Consider the following 18,979-nt stretch of genomic DNA (forward strand, 5'->3'; position numbering starts at 1 on the left):
AGGGAGCAAGCCCCCTCCCACATTTAAAGCACAGCAGTTCTCAGGGCTTCCAGGTCTGCACATCCTTGGCATCCACCGCTCTTGGCAATAACCCCGCCTTGAAAAACGCATCCGCAATCTTCTGCTGCTCACCCAACTGGTCCGGCGTCACCGGCTGCACCTGATAACTGCGGTGCGCATTGGCCGCTTCCACGGTGGCTACATCCAGGTTGCCCCACAACGGGCCGAGCACTTTGGCCGCCTCCTGCGGGTGGGTTTTCACCCACTGGCCGGCCTTGTCCAACTGCGCGTACACCACCTTCAACACCTCTGGATGGGCTTTGGCGTACGGCGTGCCGGTCAGGTAATAGCGCTTGTAACTGGCCAGCCCGGCGCCGTCTGCCAGGGTGCGTGTCGGCAGTTGACGCTGCACGCTGGTGAGGAAGGGTTCCCAGGTGACCCACGCGTCGACTTTGTTGTTCTCGAACGCCGCACGACCATCGGCAGGCGACAGATAAGCAGGCTCGATATCGGAGAAGGCCAGGCCCGCTTTCGCCAGGGCAGCGATCAGCAAATAGTGGGTGCCGGCGGCTTTGGTCACCGCGATTTTCTTGCCTTTAAGATCGGCCAGTTGCTGGATCGGCGAGTCCTTGCGCACCACGATCGCCTGGGCCGAAGGCGAGGGCGCTTCCTGGGCGAAGTAGGTGAGCTTGGCCTGGGCCGCCTGGGCGAAGATCGGCACCGTGTCGGCGACGTCGGCGCTGATATCCACGTTGCCCACGTTCAGCGCTTCCAGCAGCGGCAGGCCGCTGGGGAACTCGTGCCACGACACGTCGATGTTGTCGGCCTTGAGGGCTTTTTCCAGGGTGCCCTGGGTTTTCAGCAGGGTGATCAGTGTCGAGGATTTCTGGTAGCCGATGCGGACGGTTTCCTGGGCGTGTGCGCTCACGGCGACAGAAAAGGCCAGCAACCCGAGTACAGCGGCGAGGGGACTACGTATGGACATGGCGCGCTCGATCTTCAACGAAATAGCGCTGAGCATAAAGTTCTAAAAACCATTCGATAAATACTTTTTTGATCTGAGCTTAGGAGGCTTTTTGCGTGCTCCGACGAATCGGGCATAACCATAGAATCATAAGGTCCTTTCATAATCAGACTTCATTAATATAATAAAAAGCGCTTTTATGCCAGGCGCTTATGCCTTGCTCGTGTTTCTTTCATCTTCCACGCCAAGGCCTTTCATGACGCTTAAAAAACTCATCGTCGCCGCCAGCCTGCTGTTTGCCGCCGCAGCTGCGCATGCCGAGCAAACCCTGGATATCAGCTACCAGCGCTCGTCCACCCTGTGGATTCTGCTCAAGCAAAATGGCCAGCTGGAGCAGCGTCTCAAGCCCTTGGGGTTTACGGTCAATTGGCATGAATTCAGCACCGGCCTGCTCAGCTCGCTGAATGCCGGCAGTGTGGATTTGCACGCGGATGTGGCCGACGCCTTCGCGCTGTTCACTCAGGCCGCCGATGCGCCGCTGACCTACTACGCCCAGGAAAACGCCTCGCCGGGCGCCCAGGCGATCATCGTGCAGGACACGTCGCCGATCCACAGCATTGCCGACCTCAAGGGCAAGACCGTCGCCGTGTCCAAGGGCTCGGGCAGCAATTTCCTGTTGATCTCGGCGCTGAAAAAAGCCGGGCTGACCCTGGCCGATATCATCCCGCGTTACCTGGAAGCCCCGGACGGCGGCGCAGCATTCGCCAATGGCAGCGTGGACGCCTGGGTGATCTGGGACCCGTTCTACGCCACCCAGCAACTCGATCACCACGTACGCGTGATCGCCGACGGCAGCGACGGCCTGGCCGACTACAACCGCTTCTACCTGGTCACCACCAAGTTCGCCCAGGCCCACCCGGACGTGCTGCAAGTGACCTTCGACACCCTGCGCGAGACCGGCCAATGGGTCAAAGCCCACCCCAAGGAAGCGGCTGAAATCCTCGGCCCGCTGTGGGGCAATATCGCCCCCGCCACGGTGGAGCGCGCCAATAGCCGACGCAGCTACGACATCATCCCGGTCAAGGTCGAGCACCTCGCCGAACAGCAACGCATCGCCGACTTCTACTACGCCGCCAAGTTGATCCCCAAGCCGTTGAAAGTGTCTGAAATCACCGTGTGGACGCCAGCACCATGAGCCGTCAAATTCATCTCTCGGCCTTCCTGTTGAGCGGGCCCGTGGTGCATAGCCATGCGGTGTGGCGCCACCCCGAAACCGTCGGCAATTACCTGGACCCGCACTACTATTCACGGGTGGCCAAGGTGGTGGAGGAGGGGCTGTTCGACTTCCTGTTCTTCGCCGACCGCCTGGCCGTCGGCGACCAGATGGGCGGCTCCCGCGAGTTCGCCTTGCGCTACGGCGCCCAGGATGCGACGCGCCTGGACCCGCTGCCGATCCTCTCCTACCTGGTGGGCCAGACCAGCAAGCTGGGCCTGGGCGCCACCCGGTCCACCACCTATTACGAACCGGCGCATATCGCCCGCGAGTTCGCCACCCTTGACCATCTGTCCAAGGGCCGTGCGGCGTGGAATATCGTGACCTCAATGAACGACAGCGAAGGGCGCCTGTTCGGCAAGGACAAGCACCTGGAGCACGACCTGCGCTACGACCGCGCCGATGAGTTCGTCGAAGTCGCACTCAAGCTCTGGAACAGCTGGGGCGAGGGCGCGCTCAAGCTGGATCGCGCAAACGGCGTGCTCGCCGACCCGCAGCTGATCCGTTCGGTGCAGCACCAGGGCGAGTGGTTCAAGGTCGAAGGGCCGCTGAATATCCCGCGCACACCGCAGGGCCGACCAGTGTTGATCCAGGCCGGTTCGTCCGGGCGTGGGCGGCGCTTTGGTGCGCGCTGGGCCGAGGCGATTTTCACCATTCACCCGCACCTGGCAGCCATGCGCGCCTTCCGCGATGACGTGCGCGCCCAGGTGGTGCAGCAAGGTCGCGAGGCCGACAGCTGCAAGGTGCTGACAGCGGTGATGCCGTTTATTGGCGGCAGTGAAGCCCAAGCCCGCGCCAAACGCGACCAGCATAACGCGCTGGCACGGCCCGAGCTGGGGCTGGTGACGCTGGCCTCACAGCTGAATGTGGACCTGTCGCCCTTCGCGCTGAGCGCGACCCTGGCTGAGGTCGTGCAGTCGCCGCTGATCCACCCGGCGGCCGCCGAAAAGCTGCTGATGCAAGGCCCCGAAACCACCCTGGAAGAGCTGGGCCGCATCTTCGCCAGCAGCGTGCGCGTGCCGCAACTGGTGGGCACCGGGGCACAGATCGCCGACCAACTGGCCGAGCTGTTCGAGCAGGGCGGGTGCGACGGGTTTGTGATTTCTCCGGGGTACTTGCCGGGGTCGTTCACCGAATTTGTCGAGAGCGTGATCCCGCACCTGCAGCGCAAAGGCTTGTTCCGCAAGGCGTACGAAGGCACGACCCTGCGCGAGCATTTGGGCCTGGCCGACCTCAACTAAGGCTTTTGTGGCGAGCGGGCTTGCTGTGGCGAGCGGGCTTCCTGTGGCGAGCGGGCTTGCCCGCGTTGGGCTGCGAAGCAGCCCCACCAGGTTTTAGGGCCGCTTCGCGCCCCAACGCGGGCAAGCCCGCTCGCCACAAAAGAGCGGCTCGACACACGCCACAATACTTCAATTAAAAAGGATATTTTGCATGGCCACATTTGATCATTTAACCCGCCGCCGCCTGCTTGGCCTGGCCGGTATCTCCCTGGCCAGCCTGTCGCTGCCACGCTTTGCCTTCGCCGCCGACGAGCACGCCGGCCACAACATGCCGCAGGAGCCCGCCGGCACCGGCGAGTTCATCCGCCCTCGACGCGCCGCGCAAACTGAAACTGGCGGTCAACCTTAACGCCGTGTGCCTGGCCCCGGTCGTGATCGCCCACGGGCAGGGCTTCTTCACCCAGCACAATCTGGACGTGGAACTGGTCAACTTCGGCAACTCCACCGAGGTGCTGCTGGAAGCCATCGCTACCGGCAAGGCCGATGCCGGCGTGGGCATGGCGCTGCGCTGGCTCAAGGCGCTGGAGCAGGGTTTTGACGTAAAACTCACCGCCGGCACCCATGGCGGCTGCCTGCGTTTGCTCAGTGCAGTGAAGGGTGGCGTGACCAAACTCGAAGACCTCAAAGGCAAGGCCATCGGCGTGACCGACATGGCCAGCCCCGACCGCAATTTCTTCTCGATCCTGCTGAAAAAGCATGGCGTGGACCCGGTGCGCGACGTGGAGTGGCGCCTGTACCCGGCCGACCTGCTGGGCACTGCGCTGGAGCGTGGCGAAGTACAGGCGGTGAGCGGCAGCGACCCGTTCATGTACCGCCTGATCAAGTCCGGTGTGGCGCGGGAATTGTCCACCAACCTGGTGGAGGAATACGCCAACCTCAGCTGCTGCGTGGTCGGCGTCACTGGCAAATTGGTGCGTGAAGACAAACGCGTAGTTGCTGCGTTGACCCAGGCGATTCTGGAAGCCCACGACTATTCCGTGCAGCACCCGGAGGCCGTTGCCAAGGGCTTCCAGGCGTATTCGCTGAACACCTCTACTGAAGAAGTGCAGGCGATTCTCCACGACCACACCCACGGCCACCATGCCGTCGGCGCGGCGCTGACCCAGGAAATCACCACCTACGTCACCGACCTGAAAACCGTGGAAGTGATCAGCAAGGGCACCGACCCGCTGGAGTTTGCCAAGGAGATCACCGCCGATGTCTTCAGCTGACGCAACAACCCTCAACCCGCCCGTGGCGCTCAAGGTTGGCTGGCAGGGCGCAGCGGTGGTCGCGGCCTGGGTGGCCGTGGCGCTGTTGATCAGCTATTGGCCCAACGCGGTGCGCAATTGGCCGATGACCCAGGGTCTGGCCAACCTGTGCGTGGGTGTGGCGGCGTTGTTCATGGTGCTGAGCCTGGTGGGCCGCCAGGTGTCGACGCTGGGACGGCGCCTGCACAATGCCGCGCCCTGGCTGATCGCCTTGCCGGGGTTGCTGGCGATCTGGGAGTTGCTCACTGCCAAACTGGCGTTGTTGCCGGTGCCGTTTTTTGCACCGCCCCAGGCGCTGCTGGCGGTGTATGTCGAAGACTATGCACGCCTGGCCGACAGCCTGTTGCATTCGGCCTTGCTGCTGGGGTCGGGCGTGGCGTTGGGGGCGGCCACCGGGTTTGTCGCGGGCGTGGCCATCGGTTGGTCCACGCGCATCGGCTATTGGCTGCACCCGGTGCTGCGCATCCTCGGCCCGGTGCCGTCGACGGCATTGTTGCCGCTGTGCTTTTTCCTGTTTCCCAGCAGTTGGAGTGCCAGCGTATTTTTGATCGCCCTGGCCACCTGGTTTCCGGTCACGGTGCTGACCTGGTCCGGTGTGGCCAGCGTCGATAAAGCTTATTACGACGTGGCGCGCACCCTGGGTGCCAAGCAAGGTTTTCTGATTTTCAACGTGGCGATTCCCGCCGCGTTGCCCCATGTGTTCGTCGGCCTGTTCATGGGCCTTGGCGCGTCGTTTTCCACGCTGGTGGTGGCGGAGATGATGGGCGTTAAATCCGGCATTGGCTGGTACCTGCAATGGGCCCAGGGTTGGGCGGCCTACGCGAATATGTACGCCGCTTTGCTGATTATGGCGCTGGCGTGTTCGGGGTTGATCACCGGGTTGTTTCTGGTGCGTGACCGGTTGTTGGCCTGGCAGAAAGGAACGATGAAATGGTAGCCCTGGCACAGGCAGTAGAGGCTTCAACGGGATTGGCACTGCGCATTGAAAACCTCAGCCATGGTTTTGCCCTGGACGGCCAGCACCTGCCGGTGCTGGAACAGGTATCGCTGGAGGTTGCGCCCGGCGAGTTTGTGGCGTTGCTCGGGCCTTCGGGGTGCGGCAAGTCCACCTTGCTGCGCTTGGTGGCCGGTTTGGAGCCGGCTGACTCCGGCCGGTTGCTGGCCGACGGCGAGCCCATTCTCGGTCCGGACCCGAGCCGCGTGGTGGTGTTCCAGGACCCGACCCTGTATCCGTGGCGACGTGTGTGGGACAACGTCGCCATTGGCCTCCAAGCCCAGGGCCTGCTCAAGACCCATGCGGCCAAGGTCGATGAGGCCCTGGAAAAAGTCGGCCTCAGCCACTTCGCCCGCGCTTACCCTCGGCAACTCTCCGGCGGTATGGCGCAACGGGTTGCGCTGGCCCGGGCGTTGGTCAACCAGCCGCGCTTGCTGATCCTCGATGAACCCCTGGGCAAACTCGACTCGCTGACGCGCATCACCATGCAAAAAGAGCTGATCGATTTGTGGCAACGCCAGGGCTACACGGCGTTGCTGGTGACCCACGATGTGGAAGAAGCCTTGTTGCTGGCCAACCGGGTGATTGTGTTCAGCGACCGACCGGCAAAAATCCAGGCGCAATTGAGCATCGATAGGCCGTATCCTCGACACCGCGACGATCCTTATCTGGTGGACCTGCGGCGGCAGATACTCGGGCTGCTGGGGCTGGGAGAAAGCTGGTAGTCATGACGTTCACATCATTGCATTGGGGCGCGTACCGCCCGCAGGTGGTCGACGGCAAGCTGGTGTCGATGGCCCCGGCCGAGTGGGATAAAGACCCGTCGCCCATCGGCGCGTCGATCCCCGAGGCGATTACCTCGCCGACGCGTATCCTGCGCCCCGCCGTACGACGCAGCTACCTGGCCGAGCCGGGCGCGCACCCGGAGTTGCGCGGCCAGGAGCCATTTGTCGAAGTGTCCTGGGAGGTCGCCCTGGATCTGGTGGCGGCTGAGCTGAAACGGGTCAAGGCCGAGCACGGCAACCAGGCGATCTATGGCGGCAGCTACGGCTGGGGCAGCGCGGGGCGCTTTCACCATGCGCAAAGCCAGTTGCATCGCTTCCTCAACCTCTATGGCGGCTATGTCGCCAGCACCGACAGCTACAGCCTCGGCGCCGGGCGGGTATTGATGCCGCATATTGTCGGCAATATGGATTGGCTGCTGGCGGCGCACACCTCGTGGAAGAACCTGGCCGAGCATTGCGAACTGTTCGTGGCCTTTGGCGGCCTGCCGGCCAAAAACGCCCAGACCAGCCCCGGTGGCGCCAGCGACCACCTGTTGAGCGAGGCGTTGGCGGCGATGTCGGCTGCCGGTGTGCAGTTCGTCAATATCAGCCCGTTGCGCGACGACCTCAGCGGCCCGGCGCTTAACCAATGGCTGCCGATTCGCCCTGGCAGCGACACCGCGTTGATGCTGGCGCTGGCCTATGTGCTGGTGAACGAGGGGCTGCACAACGAGGCGTTTATCCAGCGCTACACCGTCGGCTTTGAACGCTTTCGCGAGTACGTGCTGGGCACGCTCGATGGCCAGCCGAAAGACCCGATATGGGCTGAGGCACTCACTGACATTCCTGCGCAGCAGATCGCTGACCTGGCCCGGCAGATGGGCCGCCAGCGCACGATGATCAACATCGCCTATTCGCTGCAACGCGCCGTGCACGGCGAACAGCCGTTCTGGATGACCGTGACCCTGGCCGCGCTGCTCGGGCAGATCGGCTTGCCCGGCGGCGGTTTTGGCCTGGGCTACGGTTGCATGAACAACACCGGCAGCGGTCGCAAGGGGTTTTCCGGGCCGCGTTTTGCCCAGGGGCTCAACCCGGTGAAGAGCTTTATCCCGGTGGCACGCGTCACCGATATGCTGCTCAACCCCGGCGCGGCGTTCGACTACAACGGCAAGCGCCAGGCGTACCCGGACATCCACCTGGTGTACTGGGCGGGCGGCAATATTTTTCACCATCACCAAGACTTGAATCGCCTGCTCGAAGCCTGGAAAAAGCCGCGAACCCTGATCGTGCACGAACAGTACTGGACCGCCCAAGCCAAGTACTCGGACATTGTGCTGCCGGCCACCACCGCCCTGGAACGCAACGACATCGGCAGCTCCGCCTCGGACCGTTTCATGCTGGCGATGCAGCAAGCCATCGACCCGGTGGGGCAGGCACGGGACGACTACTCGATCTTTGCCGATATCGCCGAGCGGCTGGGCTTCGCCGACACCTTCACCGAAGGCCGCGATGCCGAGCAATGGCTGCGGTTTATCTACGATGAGTCGCGTGGGCGCGCCGAGGAACACGGCATTGAGCTGCCGGGCTTTGAGGATTTTTGGCGTGACGGGGTGTTCGAAGTGGCCTATCCCGACACCGATACGGTGCTGCTCAAGGCCTTTCGCGATGACCCGCTGGCCCACCCCTTGCCGACGCCTTCGGGGCGCATCGAGATCTTCTCCGAGCGCATCGCCGGCTTCGGTTATGCCGACTGCCCCGGCCACCCGGTGTGGCTGGACAAACCCGTGCCCGACTACCCGCTGCACCTGCTGTCGAACCAACCCAAGACGCGCCTGCACAGCCAGTACGACCATGGCAGCTATAGCCGCGCCTCGAAAATCCAGCAGCGCGAACCCATGACCATCAGCGAGCACGACGCCCGCGCACGCGGCATTGTCGATGGGGATGTGGTCAAGGTGTTCAACGACCGCGGCGCGTTCCTGGCGGGGGTGAGGGTGTCTGCCGACATTCGCCCGGGCGTGGTGCAAATCGCCACCGGTGCCTGGTTTGACCCGCAGACGCCGGGGCAACGCAACAGCCTCGACAAGCACGGCAACCCGAATATGATCACCGCCGATATCGGCGCCTCCAGCCTGTCCCAAGGCTGCTCGGCGCAGACCGCGACGGTGGAGGTGGTGAAGTGGGATCAGCCGCTGCCGGACGTGACGGCGTTCGTGCCGCCGGTGTTCAAGGCCGGCTTGCCTCTTTAAGCTCAATGGTGCCCGGCGGCGGATGAGCCGTTGTGGCGAGCGGGCTTGCCCGCGTTGGGGCGCGAAGCGGCCCCAGTAAAGGCACTCAAGTTTTCCTGAAAGAACTCAGTGTTGGGTTTTGGGGCCGCTGCGCAGCCCAACGCGGGCAAGCCCGCTCGCCACAGGGGGTAGGTGTCTGCTTTTAACGTTGTGTCGATACCTATGGCAATCGGAGCAATGCTTCTCTCACATGTATTCAGTCCACACAAATCGCCCGGCCCAACTGGCCTTTCTCCACCCGCGCCGAGCAGCCGAAGTGCGCGTTATCCACCTGGCACGCGCCGGTCACGGGGCCGTTGCCGGACTGGGTGGTGACACTGGTCTGGCACTCGCCTTCACACTGGCTCGAATCGGTGCACGCCTTGCCCGCATCCTTGTAGGGCGTGATGCATTTCCAGCGCTGTAACTTGCCCACTTGTTTCATGGTGCCGCCGCCCGCCAGGCAAGTGGATGCGGTGGAGTCCTGGGCAGGCGGGGTGGTGGTGCAAGCCGATACCAACAGCAAAGCGGCCAGGCCGATTATCAATTTCATGCAGAAATCCCTTATGGAGTAAGCGCAGCGGTGCAGTGTACGGGCTATTGGACTACTTTGATTGACGAGCGATCCCTACCCGGTACTGACCCATGCACACGTTATGGAAACGCTATATGGCCTTGCTGGAAAACGACCTGAGCACGCAGATCTTCGACAACGTGAAGAACCTGCTGGTGTGCGCGCTGCTGTTTGCGGCGGGGACTAATACGGTGCTGGGGCAACGTGAGCTGTTCGTCGGCGTGTTCGCCTCGAACGTCGCGGGCTGGGGCCTGATTATCCTGTCGGCGGTGTTGATGCTGTTGAATATCAGCGATGGCATTCGCCGGCTGGCCAAGTTGCGCTATCACCTGGCATTGCAGCTGTTGTTGATCCTGGTTTATCTGGTGATTGCCGAGCGCGTGGTGGAGATAGTGTGGGGGTTTCGGGCGCATTGAAGTATCCTCCGCGGCCCGCTTCCTACCGATTCAAACACAGATGACAGGACAAGACATGCAGGCGCTTCTCGAGTCGATCCTCGACGAAGTTCGCCCACTGATCGGCCAAGGCAAAGTCGCCGACTATATTCCCGCACTGGCCGATGTACCCGCCAACCAACTCGGCATCGCGGTGTACGGCAACGACGGCTCGGCCTATTGCGCCGGGGACGCCGAGACCCTGTTCTCGGTGCAGAGCATCTCCAAGGTCTTCAGCCTGGTGCAGGCCATCGACCACGGCGGCGAAACCATCTGGGAACGCCTGGGCCACGAGCCTTCCGGGCAGCCGTTCAATTCCATGGTGCAGCTGGAGTTCGAACGCGGCCGCCCGCGCAACCCGTTTATCAACGCCGGCGCGCTGGTGATCTGCGACATCAACCAGTCGCGCTTTGCCGTGCCGATCCTGTCGATGCGCGACTTTGTGCGGCGCCTTTCGGGCAACTCGCAGATCCTGGTCAACAGCGTGGTCGCCGACTCCGAGGCGCAACACGGTGCGCGAAATGCGGCCATGGCCTACCTGATGAAATCCTTCGGCAACTTCCACAACGACGTGGACGCGGTGCTGCACAGCTACTTCAACTACTGCGCGCTGCAAATGAGCTGCCTGGACCTGGCCCGCGCCTTCAGCTTCCTGGCCAACGAGGGCGTGAGTGCCCACAGCGGCGAACAGGTGTTGAGCGCGCGCCAGACCAAGCAAGTCAACTCGATCATGGCCACCAGCGGGCTGTATGACGAGGCGGGCAATTTTGCCTATCGCGTGGGGTTGCCGGGTAAAAGTGGGGTAGGCGGTGGGATTGTTGCGGTGGTGCCGGGGCAGTTCACGGTGTGCGTGTGGTCGCCGGAGTTGAACGCGGCGGGGAATTCGCTGGCGGGGATGAAGGCGTTGGAGTTGTTGAGTGAGCGGATTGGGTGGTCGGTGTTTTGACGGCGAGGGGGTTGGCGTAGACGCCTGAACCCCCTTGCTGATCAGGCGTTACGCGGCTTTACGAACAGATCTAGCATCAGGAGCAAGGCCCCGGAGGCGCTTTATCTCGTCCATCTCAGGCGGCCGGATGTGCCACGTTCAGGGCCTTGTCTACCAGCAGTTGCACACTTTCGAGCATTCGGCAGATGCCCAGCGCGACATTGCGTTGAGGGCCGTCGATTTCAAACGCCAGGTGGCTGGCGATCTCGCTGATGGAGGCCAGGTCTTGGGAGGCGTTGACCAGCAGGGTTTCCGTGCCGAGATCGGGGCGCACGGTGAAGAGTGTTTCGGGGGGATTGGGGGTGTCTTTGATCATGGCGAAACTCCAAGGGAAATGGAGCTGCCACTGTTCGCGGTCAAACGAATTAGGGTGGCAGCTATACGCGGGTTGACCGACCGGTCCCAAGGAGCCCGGCATACCCGAAGGTATCCCGCGTACAGCTGCCGCGACACGATACAGCAGACGTAAAAAAAACGCCTGATTCGATATGGCACAGATGTACTTGGGAGTCGGACGGTCAAATCCGGTCGCTGAATTGGCAGCGACGGCACAGAGGTTAGTCAGCCGCGTTCCGAGCCACAACCTGAAACAGTCGTGGGAAAACTCCGAGAGTCTTGGGCGAAGTGCTATCCCTGTGGGAGCGGGCTTGCTCGCGAAAGCGGTGGGTCAGGACCGAATGGGTTGACTGACATACCGCCTTCGCGAGCAAGCCCGCTCCCACATTTAGATCTTCATCCGGTTTGGAAACTGTGTACGCCCAAACAAAAAATGCGCCCCTGAGGGCGCATTTTTTTGTTCGGTCAGCTACCGCCTATTCAGGCAATTGCATCCCACGCACGGTCGCCGTGCTCATCCTTGATCCGCGTCGGCAAGCCCATCACGTCCAGCGCCTTGAGGAACGGCTCAGCCGGCAGTTCCTCGACGTTGGCCATGTGCTTCACATCCCACTCGCCACGCGCTACCAGCAGCGCAGCGGCCACGGGTGGCACGCCTGCGGTGTAGGAGATGCCCTGGCTGTCGGTCTCGGCAAAGGCTTCTTCATGGCACGCCACGTTGTAGATGAACATCTCACGTGGTTGGCCGCCTTTGGTGCCTTTGACCAGGTCACCGATGCAGGTCTTGCCGGTGTAGCCCGGTGCCAGCGACGACGGGTCAGGCAGTACGGCCTTGACCACTTTCAACGGCACCACTTCCAGACCTTCGGCGGTGGTGACCGGTTTTTCGGAGAGCAGGCCGAGGTTTTTCAGCACGGTAAACACGTTGATGTAGTGTTCGCCGAAGCTCATCCAGAAACGCACGTTGGGCACGTCGAGGTTTTTCGACAGCGAGTGCACTTCATCGTGGCCGGTCAGGTAGAGGTTCTGCGAACCGACGACCGGCAGGTCGTCGGTGCGTTTGACTTCGAACATGGTGTTGCTGGTCCACTGGCTGTTCTGCCAGCTCCACACCTGCCCGGTGAACTCGCGGAAGTTGATTTCCGGGTCGAAGTTGGTGGCAAAGTATTTGCCGTGGCTGCCGGCATTGACGTCGAGAATGTCGATCGAATCAATGCGGTCGAAATGCTGTTGCTGCGCCAGCGCGGCATACGCGTTGACGACACCCGGGTCGAAGCCCACGCCAAGGATGGCGGTGATGTTCTTCTCTTTGCACTCTTGCAGGTGGTTCCATTCGTAGTTGCCGTACCACGGCGGGGTCTCGCAGACCTTGCCCGGCTCTTCGTGGATGGCGGTGTCGAGGTACGCAACGCCGGTGTCGATGCACGCACGCAGTACCGACATGTTGAGGAACGCGGAACCCACGTTGATGACGATCTGCGATTCGGTCTCGCGGATCAGGGCCTTGGTCGCTTCCACGTCCAGGGCGTTCAGCGCAAAGGCCTGGATGTCGGCGGGAACCTTGAGGCTACCCTTGGCCTTGACGCTGTCGATGATGGCCTGGCATTTGGAGATGTTGCGCGACGCGATAGCAATACGACCGAGTTCGTCGTTGTGCTGCGCGCACTTGTGGGCCACCACCTTGGCGACACCTCCTGCACCAATGATAAGAACGTTCTTTTTCAATTGCTTTATCTCTCCTTTATCCGCCAGCTTACGAAAGGCTGGACAGGTAGTCGTCGTAACCAAATTCACGAACCACTTCGACTGTACCGTCGAGTTGTTTCACTACGATGGACGGCATTTTCAGGCCGTTGAACCAGTTTTTCTTGACCATGGTGTAGCCTGCGGTGTCGATGAACGACAGCCGATCGCCGATGGCCAGCGGACGATCAAATTGATACTCGCCGAAGATGTCCCCGGCCAGGCAGGATTTGCCGCACACCATGACGGTGTGTTCACCGCCGCTCGGCGCCAGCTTGGCGTTGAGGCGGTAGATCAGCAGGTCCAGCAGGTGGGCTTCGATGGAGCTGTCTACCACGGCGAGGTTTTTGCCGTTGTAGAGGGTATCGAGCACGGTCACTTCCAGCGAGGCGCTGTTGGTGATCGCAGCTTCGCCGGGTTCCAGGTACACCTGCACGCCGTACTTCTCGGAGAACGCCTTCAGGCGGGCGCAGAACGCGTCCACGGCATAGTCTTCACCGGTGAAGTGGATGCCGCCGCCGAGGCTGACCCACTCGACCTTGTGCAGCAGCGCGCCGAAGCGTTCTTCGATGGTGCCGAGCATTTTGTCGAACAGGCTGAAATCGCCGTTCTCGCAGTTGTTGTGGAACATGAAGCCGGAAATCTGCTCGATCACGCCTTCGATCTTCACCGGGTCCCACTCGCCCAAGCGGCTGAACGGGCGCGCCGGGTCGGCCAGCAGGTAGTCGGAGCTGCTCACCTGCGGGTTCACGCGCAGGCCGCGGGTCTTGCCTTCGCTGCGTTCGGCAAAACGCTGCAACTGGCTGATGGAGTTGAAGATGATCTTGTCGCAGTTATCCAGCATCTCTTCGATTTCATCGTCAGCCCAGGCCACGCTGTAGGCGTGCGCCTCGCCTTCGAACTTCTGGCGGCCGAGCTTCAACTCATACAGCGACGACGACGTGGTGCCGTCCATGTATTGCTGCATCAGGTCGAACACCGACCACGTGGCGAAGCACTTGAGCGCCAGCAGGGCCTTGGCGCCGGACTGTTCGCGCACGTAAGCAATCTTCTGCATGTTGACCAGAAGCTTCTGTTTATCGATGAGGTAGTACGGCGTTTTGATCATTTTTGAGAGCCTGCGGCGGTGCCTGCCAAAAAAGGACACGCATTGTGCCCGCACTTGGAACAGATCGAAAGGTTAGCGGGCGGATTTTGCGCGCTTGGTTTCAAGGATAGCTCCGGAGTGTGACTATCTATAGGCATGACACCGGCCCCTGTGGGAGCGGGCTTGCTCGCGAAAGCGGTATTTCAGTGAATACATATTTGACTGACACACTGCATTCGCGAGCAAGCCCGCTCCCACATTTGAATGTGTATACATCAGGTTTTTGCCATCAAACCGTCATCTGCCCACCACTGTACTGCCACATTCCACCGTTACTGTCCTCGCCAATGAGATCGATCTCAAGCGAGTAACAATGACTGATTTGAAAGACGTTGCGCGGCTGGCCGGGGTGTCCCGCGCCACCGCCGCCCGGACCTTTGCCTCCCCCGACCAGGTGCGCCAGGCTACCCGTGAACAGGTGTTCGCCGCCGCCCGTGAGTTGGGCTTTCGCCCCAACTTGCTCGGCCGCCAACTGCGCCTGCAAACCACCCAGTTGATCGGTGTGGTAGTGCCCAACCTGCTCAACCCGGTGTTCGCCGAACAGTTCCAGGCCATGGAGCGTGCGGCGCGGCTGCGTGGCTACAGCCTGTTGCTGGCGACCACCGACTACAGCAGCGAGCGCGAATGCATTGTGGTGGAAGAACTGCTGCGCCAGCGCGTCGATGGCCTGGTGCTGACGGTCACCGATGCCGAAAGCAACAGCGTGCTCAGCAGCCTGAACACCGAACAAACCCCCTTTGTGCTGGCGTATCACCAACCGAGCAATCCCAATTACAGCGCCGTGTCGGTCGACAACCGTGCGGGCATGGCGTTGGCCACGCGGTATCTGCTGGAAGCGGGGCACCGGCGCATCAGTATGGTCGCCGGCCCCGCGTTGCAGTCCGACCGTGCGCGCCTGCGCTACGCCGGTTATTGCGATGCAATGAAGGAATACGGCCTCAAAAGCCGCCCGGTGATCGAAATGCCGGCGCACACCCAGGCCGAATTCAACGCCATCGAACCCTTCCTGCAGGGCCCCGAGGCGCCCACTGCGCTGGTGTGCTCCAACGACTTCCTGGCGATCAGTTTGATCGCCGAGCTGCGCCGCAATACCTGGAACGTGCCGCAGCAGCTGTCGGTGATGGGCTTTGACGGCATCGCCCTCGGCACGCAGATGCACCCGACCCTGTGCAGCGTGGTGCAACCTATCACGCTGCTGGCCAACACGGTGATTGACCAACTGCTGGCGCAGATCGCCGGCAACGCCCCGATTTCCCATTGCCTGCCTTGCCATATCCGGCCGGGCGAAAGCACTCAACCCCTTGAGGAGACCCCTGATGCGCGCATTCAGTAAAACCCTGGCAGCTGTGCTGCTGTGCGGTATGGCCAGCCTGGCCCAGGCCGCCGACACCGCGATTTGCTACAACTGCCCGCCGGATTGGGCCGACTGGGGCACCCAGCTCAAGGCTATCGCCACCAGCACCGGGGTGCAGGTGCCGCTGGACAACAAAAACTCCGGCCAGTCCCTGGCGCAGCTGGTGGCCGAAAAGGCCGCCCCGGTGGCGGACGTGGTGTACTACGGCGTGACGTTCGGGCTGCAGGCGCAAAAGGCCGGTGTGGTCGAGGGCTACAAACCCAAGGGCTGGGACCAGATTCCCGCAGGCTTGAAAGACCCTGACGGCCACTGGTTCGCGATCCACTCCGGCACCTTGGGCATCATGGTCAACGTCGACGCCCTTGGCGGCTTGCCCGTGCCGCAAAGCTGGGCCGACCTGCTCAAGCCTGAGTACAAAGGCATGGTCGGCTACCTGGACCCGTCCAGCGCGTTCGTCGGCTACGTGTCGGCGGTGGCGATCAACCGCGCCATGGGCGGCGACCTGGACAACTTCGCCCCGGCCATCGACTACTTCCAGAAACTCGCGAAAAACGCGCCGATCGTGCCCAAGCAAACCGCGTATGCGCGGGTGCTGTCGGGTGAGTTGCCGATCCTGGTGGACTACGACTTCAACGCCTACCGCGCACGCTACAAAGACAACGCGAATGTGGCGTTCGTGATTCCGAAAGAAGGCAGCATCAGCGTGCCGTATGTGATGAGCCTGGTGGCCAACGCGCCGCACCGCGCCAATGCCGAACAAGTCCTCGACTTCGTGCTTTCCGATGCAGGCCAGGCGCTGTGGGCCAAAGCTTACTTGCGCCCGGTACGCCCGATGAAAATGCCGGCCGAGGTCGCCGCGCAGTTCCTGCCCGACAGCGACTATGCGCGTGCCGGCGTGGTGGACTACGAAAAAATGGCCGCTGTGCAGGAAGCCTTCGCCGCCCGTTACCTGAACGAGGTCAAGTAAGTGGCAGCGTCATCCCGACAGGCCGCGTGGGCCCTGGCCCCCGCGTTTGCCGTGCTGCTCGCGTTCTGGCTGCTGCCGCTGGCGCACCTGATGGTGCTCGGCGCCGAGAGCCGCGACAGCAATGGCAGCGGTTATTGGCAGGTGCTCAGCAGCGCGCAGTACCTGGGCAGCCTGGCGCAAACCTGCGTGCTGGCGATTTTCGTGACGCTGGTGGCGCTGTTGATCGGCGGCATCAGCGGCGTGTTTCTCGCCCGCCAGCAGTTCTTCGGGCGCTCGGCCTTGGTGGCATTGCTGACTTTTCCCCTGGCGTTTCCCGGGGTGGTGGTGGGCTTTTTGGTGATCCTGTTGGCGGGGCGCCAGGGCCTGCTGGCCTCCCTGGGGCTGCAACTGGCGGGTGAGCGCTGGATCTTTGCCTACTCGCTGGCCGGGTTGTTTGTGGGCTACCTGTACTTCTCGATCCCGCGGGTCATTCTCACGGTGATGGCGGCGTGCGAGAGCCTCGACCGCAGCCTGGAAGAAGCCGCGCATTCACTGGGGGCAGGGCACTGGCGCGTGGTGTGCGACGTGATAGTGCCGGGCCTGGCGCCCGCATTGGCGTCCTGTGGCGCGATCTGCTTCGCCACGTCGATGGGTGCTTTCGGCACCGCGTTCACCTTGGGCACACGCCTGAACGTGACGCCGGTGGCGATCTACAACGTGTTCACCAACTACGCCAACTTTGCCGTCGCCGCCGCGTTGTCGGTGGTGCTGGGCGCAGTGACGTGGGCGGTATTGCTGCTCACGCGGCGTCTGGTGAAAAACGCGGGGACGGTCCTGTGAAGCGCTCATCGCTGTTTGTGGTTCAACTGCTGTTCACCCTGCTGGTGTGCGCCTTTATGTTGGTGCCGGTGCTGATGTCATTGCTTGCTGGGCTCACGCGTAATTTCTTTGTGGGGCTGTCCAGCGGTTTGACCTTCGACTGGTTGATCCAGGTGTGGCAAGCCTATTCGCCGACCGTGTGGTTGTCGTTGCAACTGGCCGTGGCGTGCGCGGTATGCGTCTGCGTGATCGGTGTGCCGGCGGCCTATGCCTTGGTGCGTATGAACAACCGCTTCAGCCGCGCCTTCGAAGAATTGATGGTGTTGCCGGTGGCGATGCCCGGCTTGGCCAGCGCCCTGGCGTTGCTGCTGACCTACGGCCAGTTCGGCACGTTCCGCAGCAGTTGGCTGTTTATCCTGGTCGGCCATGTGTTGTTCACCTTGCCATTCCTGGTGCGGCCGGTGATGGCGGTGATGCAACGCCAGCATTTGCCGGTGCTGGAAGAGGCGGCGGCGAGCTTGGGCGCCGGGCCGATCAAGCGCTTTTTCAGCGTGGTGGTGCCCAACTGCCGGGCAGGGATTCTCGCGGGTGTGTTGATGGTGGTCACACTGAGCCTGGGTGAGTTCAACCTGACCTGGATGCTGCACACGCCGATGACCAAAACCTTGCCGGTGGGCCTGGCCGACAGCTACGCCTCGGCGCGCCTGGAAATCGCCAGCGCCTACACCCTTATCTTTTTGCTGATGATCGTGCCGCTGCTGATTGCGTTGCAGGCCATCAGCGCTGGTTTGTCCCGTGGAGAGCGTCGATGACCGCTATCACTATCCGCCTGCAAGGCTGTCGCAAGGCGTTCGCCGACGGCACTGTGGCCGTGCATGACTTGAACCTGACCGTCGAAGGCGGCGAAACCCTGGCGATTCTCGGCCCGTCCGGTTGTGGCAAAACCACCACCTTGCGCTTGATCGCAGGGTTGGAACGCCCGGATGTGGGCCAGGTGTTTTTCGGTGATCAGGACGTGACCCGCCTGCCCATCGAACGCCGCGATGTGGGCATGGTGTTCCAGAACTACGCGCTGTTCCCCAATCTGGATGTGGCCGGCAATATCGTCTACGGCCTGAAGATTCGCGGCGTGCCTGCATCGGATCGCACCAAGCGCTGCGACGAGTTGCTGGAGCTGGTGGGCTTGCAGCAACACGGCAAACGCAGCATCCACGAATTGTCCGGTGGTCAGCGCCAGCGCGTGGCATTGGCCCGGGCCCTGGCGCCGCGCCCGAAAGTGCTGTTGCTGGACGAACCGCTGGCAGCCCTGGATGCGCAACTGCGTGAGCGTTTGCGTAGCGAGCTGGACCAACTGCTGCGCGGCCTGGGGATCACCTCGGTGTTTGTCACCCATGACCAGGGCGAAGCCATGGCCCTGGGCGATCGCATCCTGGTGATGGAACACGGCCGCGTTGCGCAGCTGGCCAGCCCGCGTGAGATCTACCAGAAACCGGCCAATGCCTTCGTCGCAGGTTTTGTCGGCAACCTCAATGCATTCACGGTGATCGAGCCCTCGGCGTATGGCCTGAAAGTCTGCGGCGGCGAATTGCCGTGGCATGAGGCCAACCTGCCCGGCACCGTGTATTGCCGCCCCGAGCACCTGCGGGTGATGGAGGGCGAGGGGCACTTGCACGGCCATCTGCTGGCGCAGTTTTTCCAGGGCGCGCAAAGCCGTCTGCTGGTGGATGTGGGCGGCCCGCAGCCGCTGTTGGTAGACAGCAGCGACAACCAGCTGTACGCCGTCGGCACACCGATGGCCCTGGCCATCGCGCCGCACATGTTGTTCACCTTGAATGCTTGAGAGTCGACT

At 62.3% G+C, this 18,979-nt stretch carries 17 protein-coding genes and 1 pseudogene; 13 read left to right on the forward strand and 5 right to left on the reverse strand.

Translation table 11 applies throughout. The features are described 5' to 3' along the window. Positions 1–40 precede the first annotated feature (40 nt). Entirely contained in the window at positions 41–985 is a 945-nt protein-coding gene (locus LRS56_08640) for an aliphatic sulfonate ABC transporter substrate-binding protein (GenBank protein WDU64517.1), read from the reverse strand. A gap of 235 nt (positions 986–1,220) precedes the next feature. Between LRS56_08640 and LRS56_08645 the strand changes: the two genes are divergently transcribed. The 6 genes and pseudogenes from LRS56_08645 to LRS56_08670 all read left to right on the forward strand — a co-directional run bounded on the left by LRS56_08645 (position 1,221) and on the right by LRS56_08670 (position 8,774). After that, a complete protein-coding gene (locus tag LRS56_08645) occupies positions 1,221–2,159 on the forward strand; it encodes an aliphatic sulfonate ABC transporter substrate-binding protein (GenBank protein WDU64518.1) in 939 nt (312 codons plus the stop codon). Then, on the forward strand, positions 2,156–3,478 hold the full coding sequence (locus tag LRS56_08650; protein ID WDU64519.1) for an LLM class flavin-dependent oxidoreductase: 1,323 nt from the start codon (positions 2,156–2,158) through the stop codon (positions 3,476–3,478). The genes LRS56_08645 and LRS56_08650 overlap by 4 nt, the downstream gene beginning before the upstream one ends. Before the next feature lie 190 nt (positions 3,479–3,668). Further along, positions 3,669–4,728, forward strand: a pseudogene (locus tag LRS56_08655) (ABC transporter substrate-binding protein). Further along, entirely contained in the window at positions 4,715–5,704 is a 990-nt protein-coding gene (locus LRS56_08660) for an ABC transporter permease subunit (protein ID WDU64520.1), read from the forward strand. Before LRS56_08655 ends, LRS56_08660 begins: the two are co-directional and overlap by 14 nt. Next, positions 5,698–6,486, forward strand: coding sequence for an ABC transporter ATP-binding protein (locus LRS56_08665; GenBank protein WDU64521.1), 789 nt, complete (start codon positions 5,698–5,700; stop codon positions 6,484–6,486). Before LRS56_08660 ends, LRS56_08665 begins: the two co-directional genes overlap by 7 nt. A gap of 2 nt (positions 6,487–6,488) precedes the next feature. Continuing rightward, the gene (locus LRS56_08670; protein WDU64522.1) at positions 6,489–8,774 is read left to right on the forward strand and encodes a molybdopterin guanine dinucleotide-containing S/N-oxide reductase; all 2,286 of its coding nucleotides are present in this window, start codon (positions 6,489–6,491) and stop codon (positions 8,772–8,774) included. A gap of 235 nt (positions 8,775–9,009) precedes the next feature. Here LRS56_08670 and LRS56_08675 read toward each other — a convergent pair whose 3' ends face one another. Next, positions 9,010–9,345, reverse strand: a complete 336-nt coding sequence (locus LRS56_08675) for a hypothetical protein (GenBank protein ID WDU64523.1) — start codon at positions 9,343–9,345, stop codon at positions 9,010–9,012. A gap of 92 nt (positions 9,346–9,437) precedes the next feature. On the opposite strand from LRS56_08675, the gene LRS56_08680 reads away from it, so the two are divergent. Both LRS56_08680 and glsB read left to right on the forward strand, forming a co-directional pair. Further along, positions 9,438–9,782, forward strand: coding sequence for a hypothetical protein (locus tag LRS56_08680; GenBank protein ID WDU64524.1), 345 nt, complete (start codon positions 9,438–9,440; stop codon positions 9,780–9,782). A gap of 55 nt (positions 9,783–9,837) precedes the next feature. Further along, the gene (gene glsB / locus LRS56_08685; GenBank protein WDU64525.1) at positions 9,838–10,746 is read left to right on the forward strand and encodes a glutaminase B; all 909 of its coding nucleotides are present in this window, start codon (positions 9,838–9,840) and stop codon (positions 10,744–10,746) included. Positions 10,747–10,861: 115 nt separating this feature from the next. On the opposite strand, the gene LRS56_08690 is transcribed toward glsB, so the two are convergent. The 3 genes from LRS56_08690 to LRS56_08700 form a co-directional block, all read right to left on the reverse strand. Continuing rightward, positions 10,862–11,101 (reverse strand): DUF6124 family protein, encoded by a 240-nt coding sequence (locus tag LRS56_08690; protein WDU64526.1) that lies wholly within the window; start codon positions 11,099–11,101, stop codon positions 10,862–10,864. A gap of 500 nt (positions 11,102–11,601) precedes the next feature. Further along, a complete protein-coding gene (locus tag LRS56_08695) occupies positions 11,602–12,846 on the reverse strand; it encodes a saccharopine dehydrogenase family protein (GenBank protein WDU64527.1) in 1,245 nt (414 codons plus the stop codon). A gap of 28 nt (positions 12,847–12,874) precedes the next feature. Continuing rightward, a complete protein-coding gene (locus LRS56_08700; protein WDU64528.1) occupies positions 12,875–13,972 on the reverse strand; it encodes a carboxynorspermidine decarboxylase in 1,098 nt (365 codons plus the stop codon). A gap of 352 nt (positions 13,973–14,324) precedes the next feature. Here LRS56_08700 and LRS56_08705 point away from each other — a divergent pair, with 352 nt between their 5' ends. Genes LRS56_08705 through LRS56_08725 form a run of 5 tightly spaced genes read left to right on the forward strand, consistent with a single transcriptional unit; the run spans position 14,325 to position 18,970 of the window. Then, complete coding sequence (locus LRS56_08705; protein ID WDU64529.1) at positions 14,325–15,344, forward strand: LacI family DNA-binding transcriptional regulator; 1,020 nt, start codon at positions 14,325–14,327, stop codon at positions 15,342–15,344. Continuing rightward, the gene (locus LRS56_08710) at positions 15,328–16,332 is read left to right on the forward strand and encodes an ABC transporter substrate-binding protein (protein WDU64530.1); all 1,005 of its coding nucleotides are present in this window, start codon (positions 15,328–15,330) and stop codon (positions 16,330–16,332) included. Before LRS56_08705 ends, LRS56_08710 begins: the two co-directional genes overlap by 17 nt. Further along, positions 16,333–17,151, forward strand: coding sequence for an ABC transporter permease (locus tag LRS56_08715; protein WDU64531.1), 819 nt, complete (start codon positions 16,333–16,335; stop codon positions 17,149–17,151). Beyond that, a complete protein-coding gene (locus LRS56_08720) occupies positions 17,148–17,942 on the forward strand; it encodes an ABC transporter permease subunit (GenBank protein WDU64532.1) in 795 nt (264 codons plus the stop codon). The genes LRS56_08715 and LRS56_08720 overlap by 4 nt, the downstream gene beginning before the upstream one ends. Then, positions 17,939–18,970, forward strand: a complete 1,032-nt coding sequence (locus tag LRS56_08725; protein WDU64533.1) for an ABC transporter ATP-binding protein — start codon at positions 17,939–17,941, stop codon at positions 18,968–18,970. Before LRS56_08720 ends, LRS56_08725 begins: the two co-directional genes overlap by 4 nt. The last annotated feature ends 9 nt before the right edge of the window (positions 18,971–18,979 follow it).

Origin of the sequence: Pseudomonas poae (genome assembly GCA_028869255.1) — a bacterium.
Classification (GTDB): domain Bacteria; phylum Pseudomonadota; class Gammaproteobacteria; order Pseudomonadales; family Pseudomonadaceae; genus Aquipseudomonas; species Aquipseudomonas poae_C.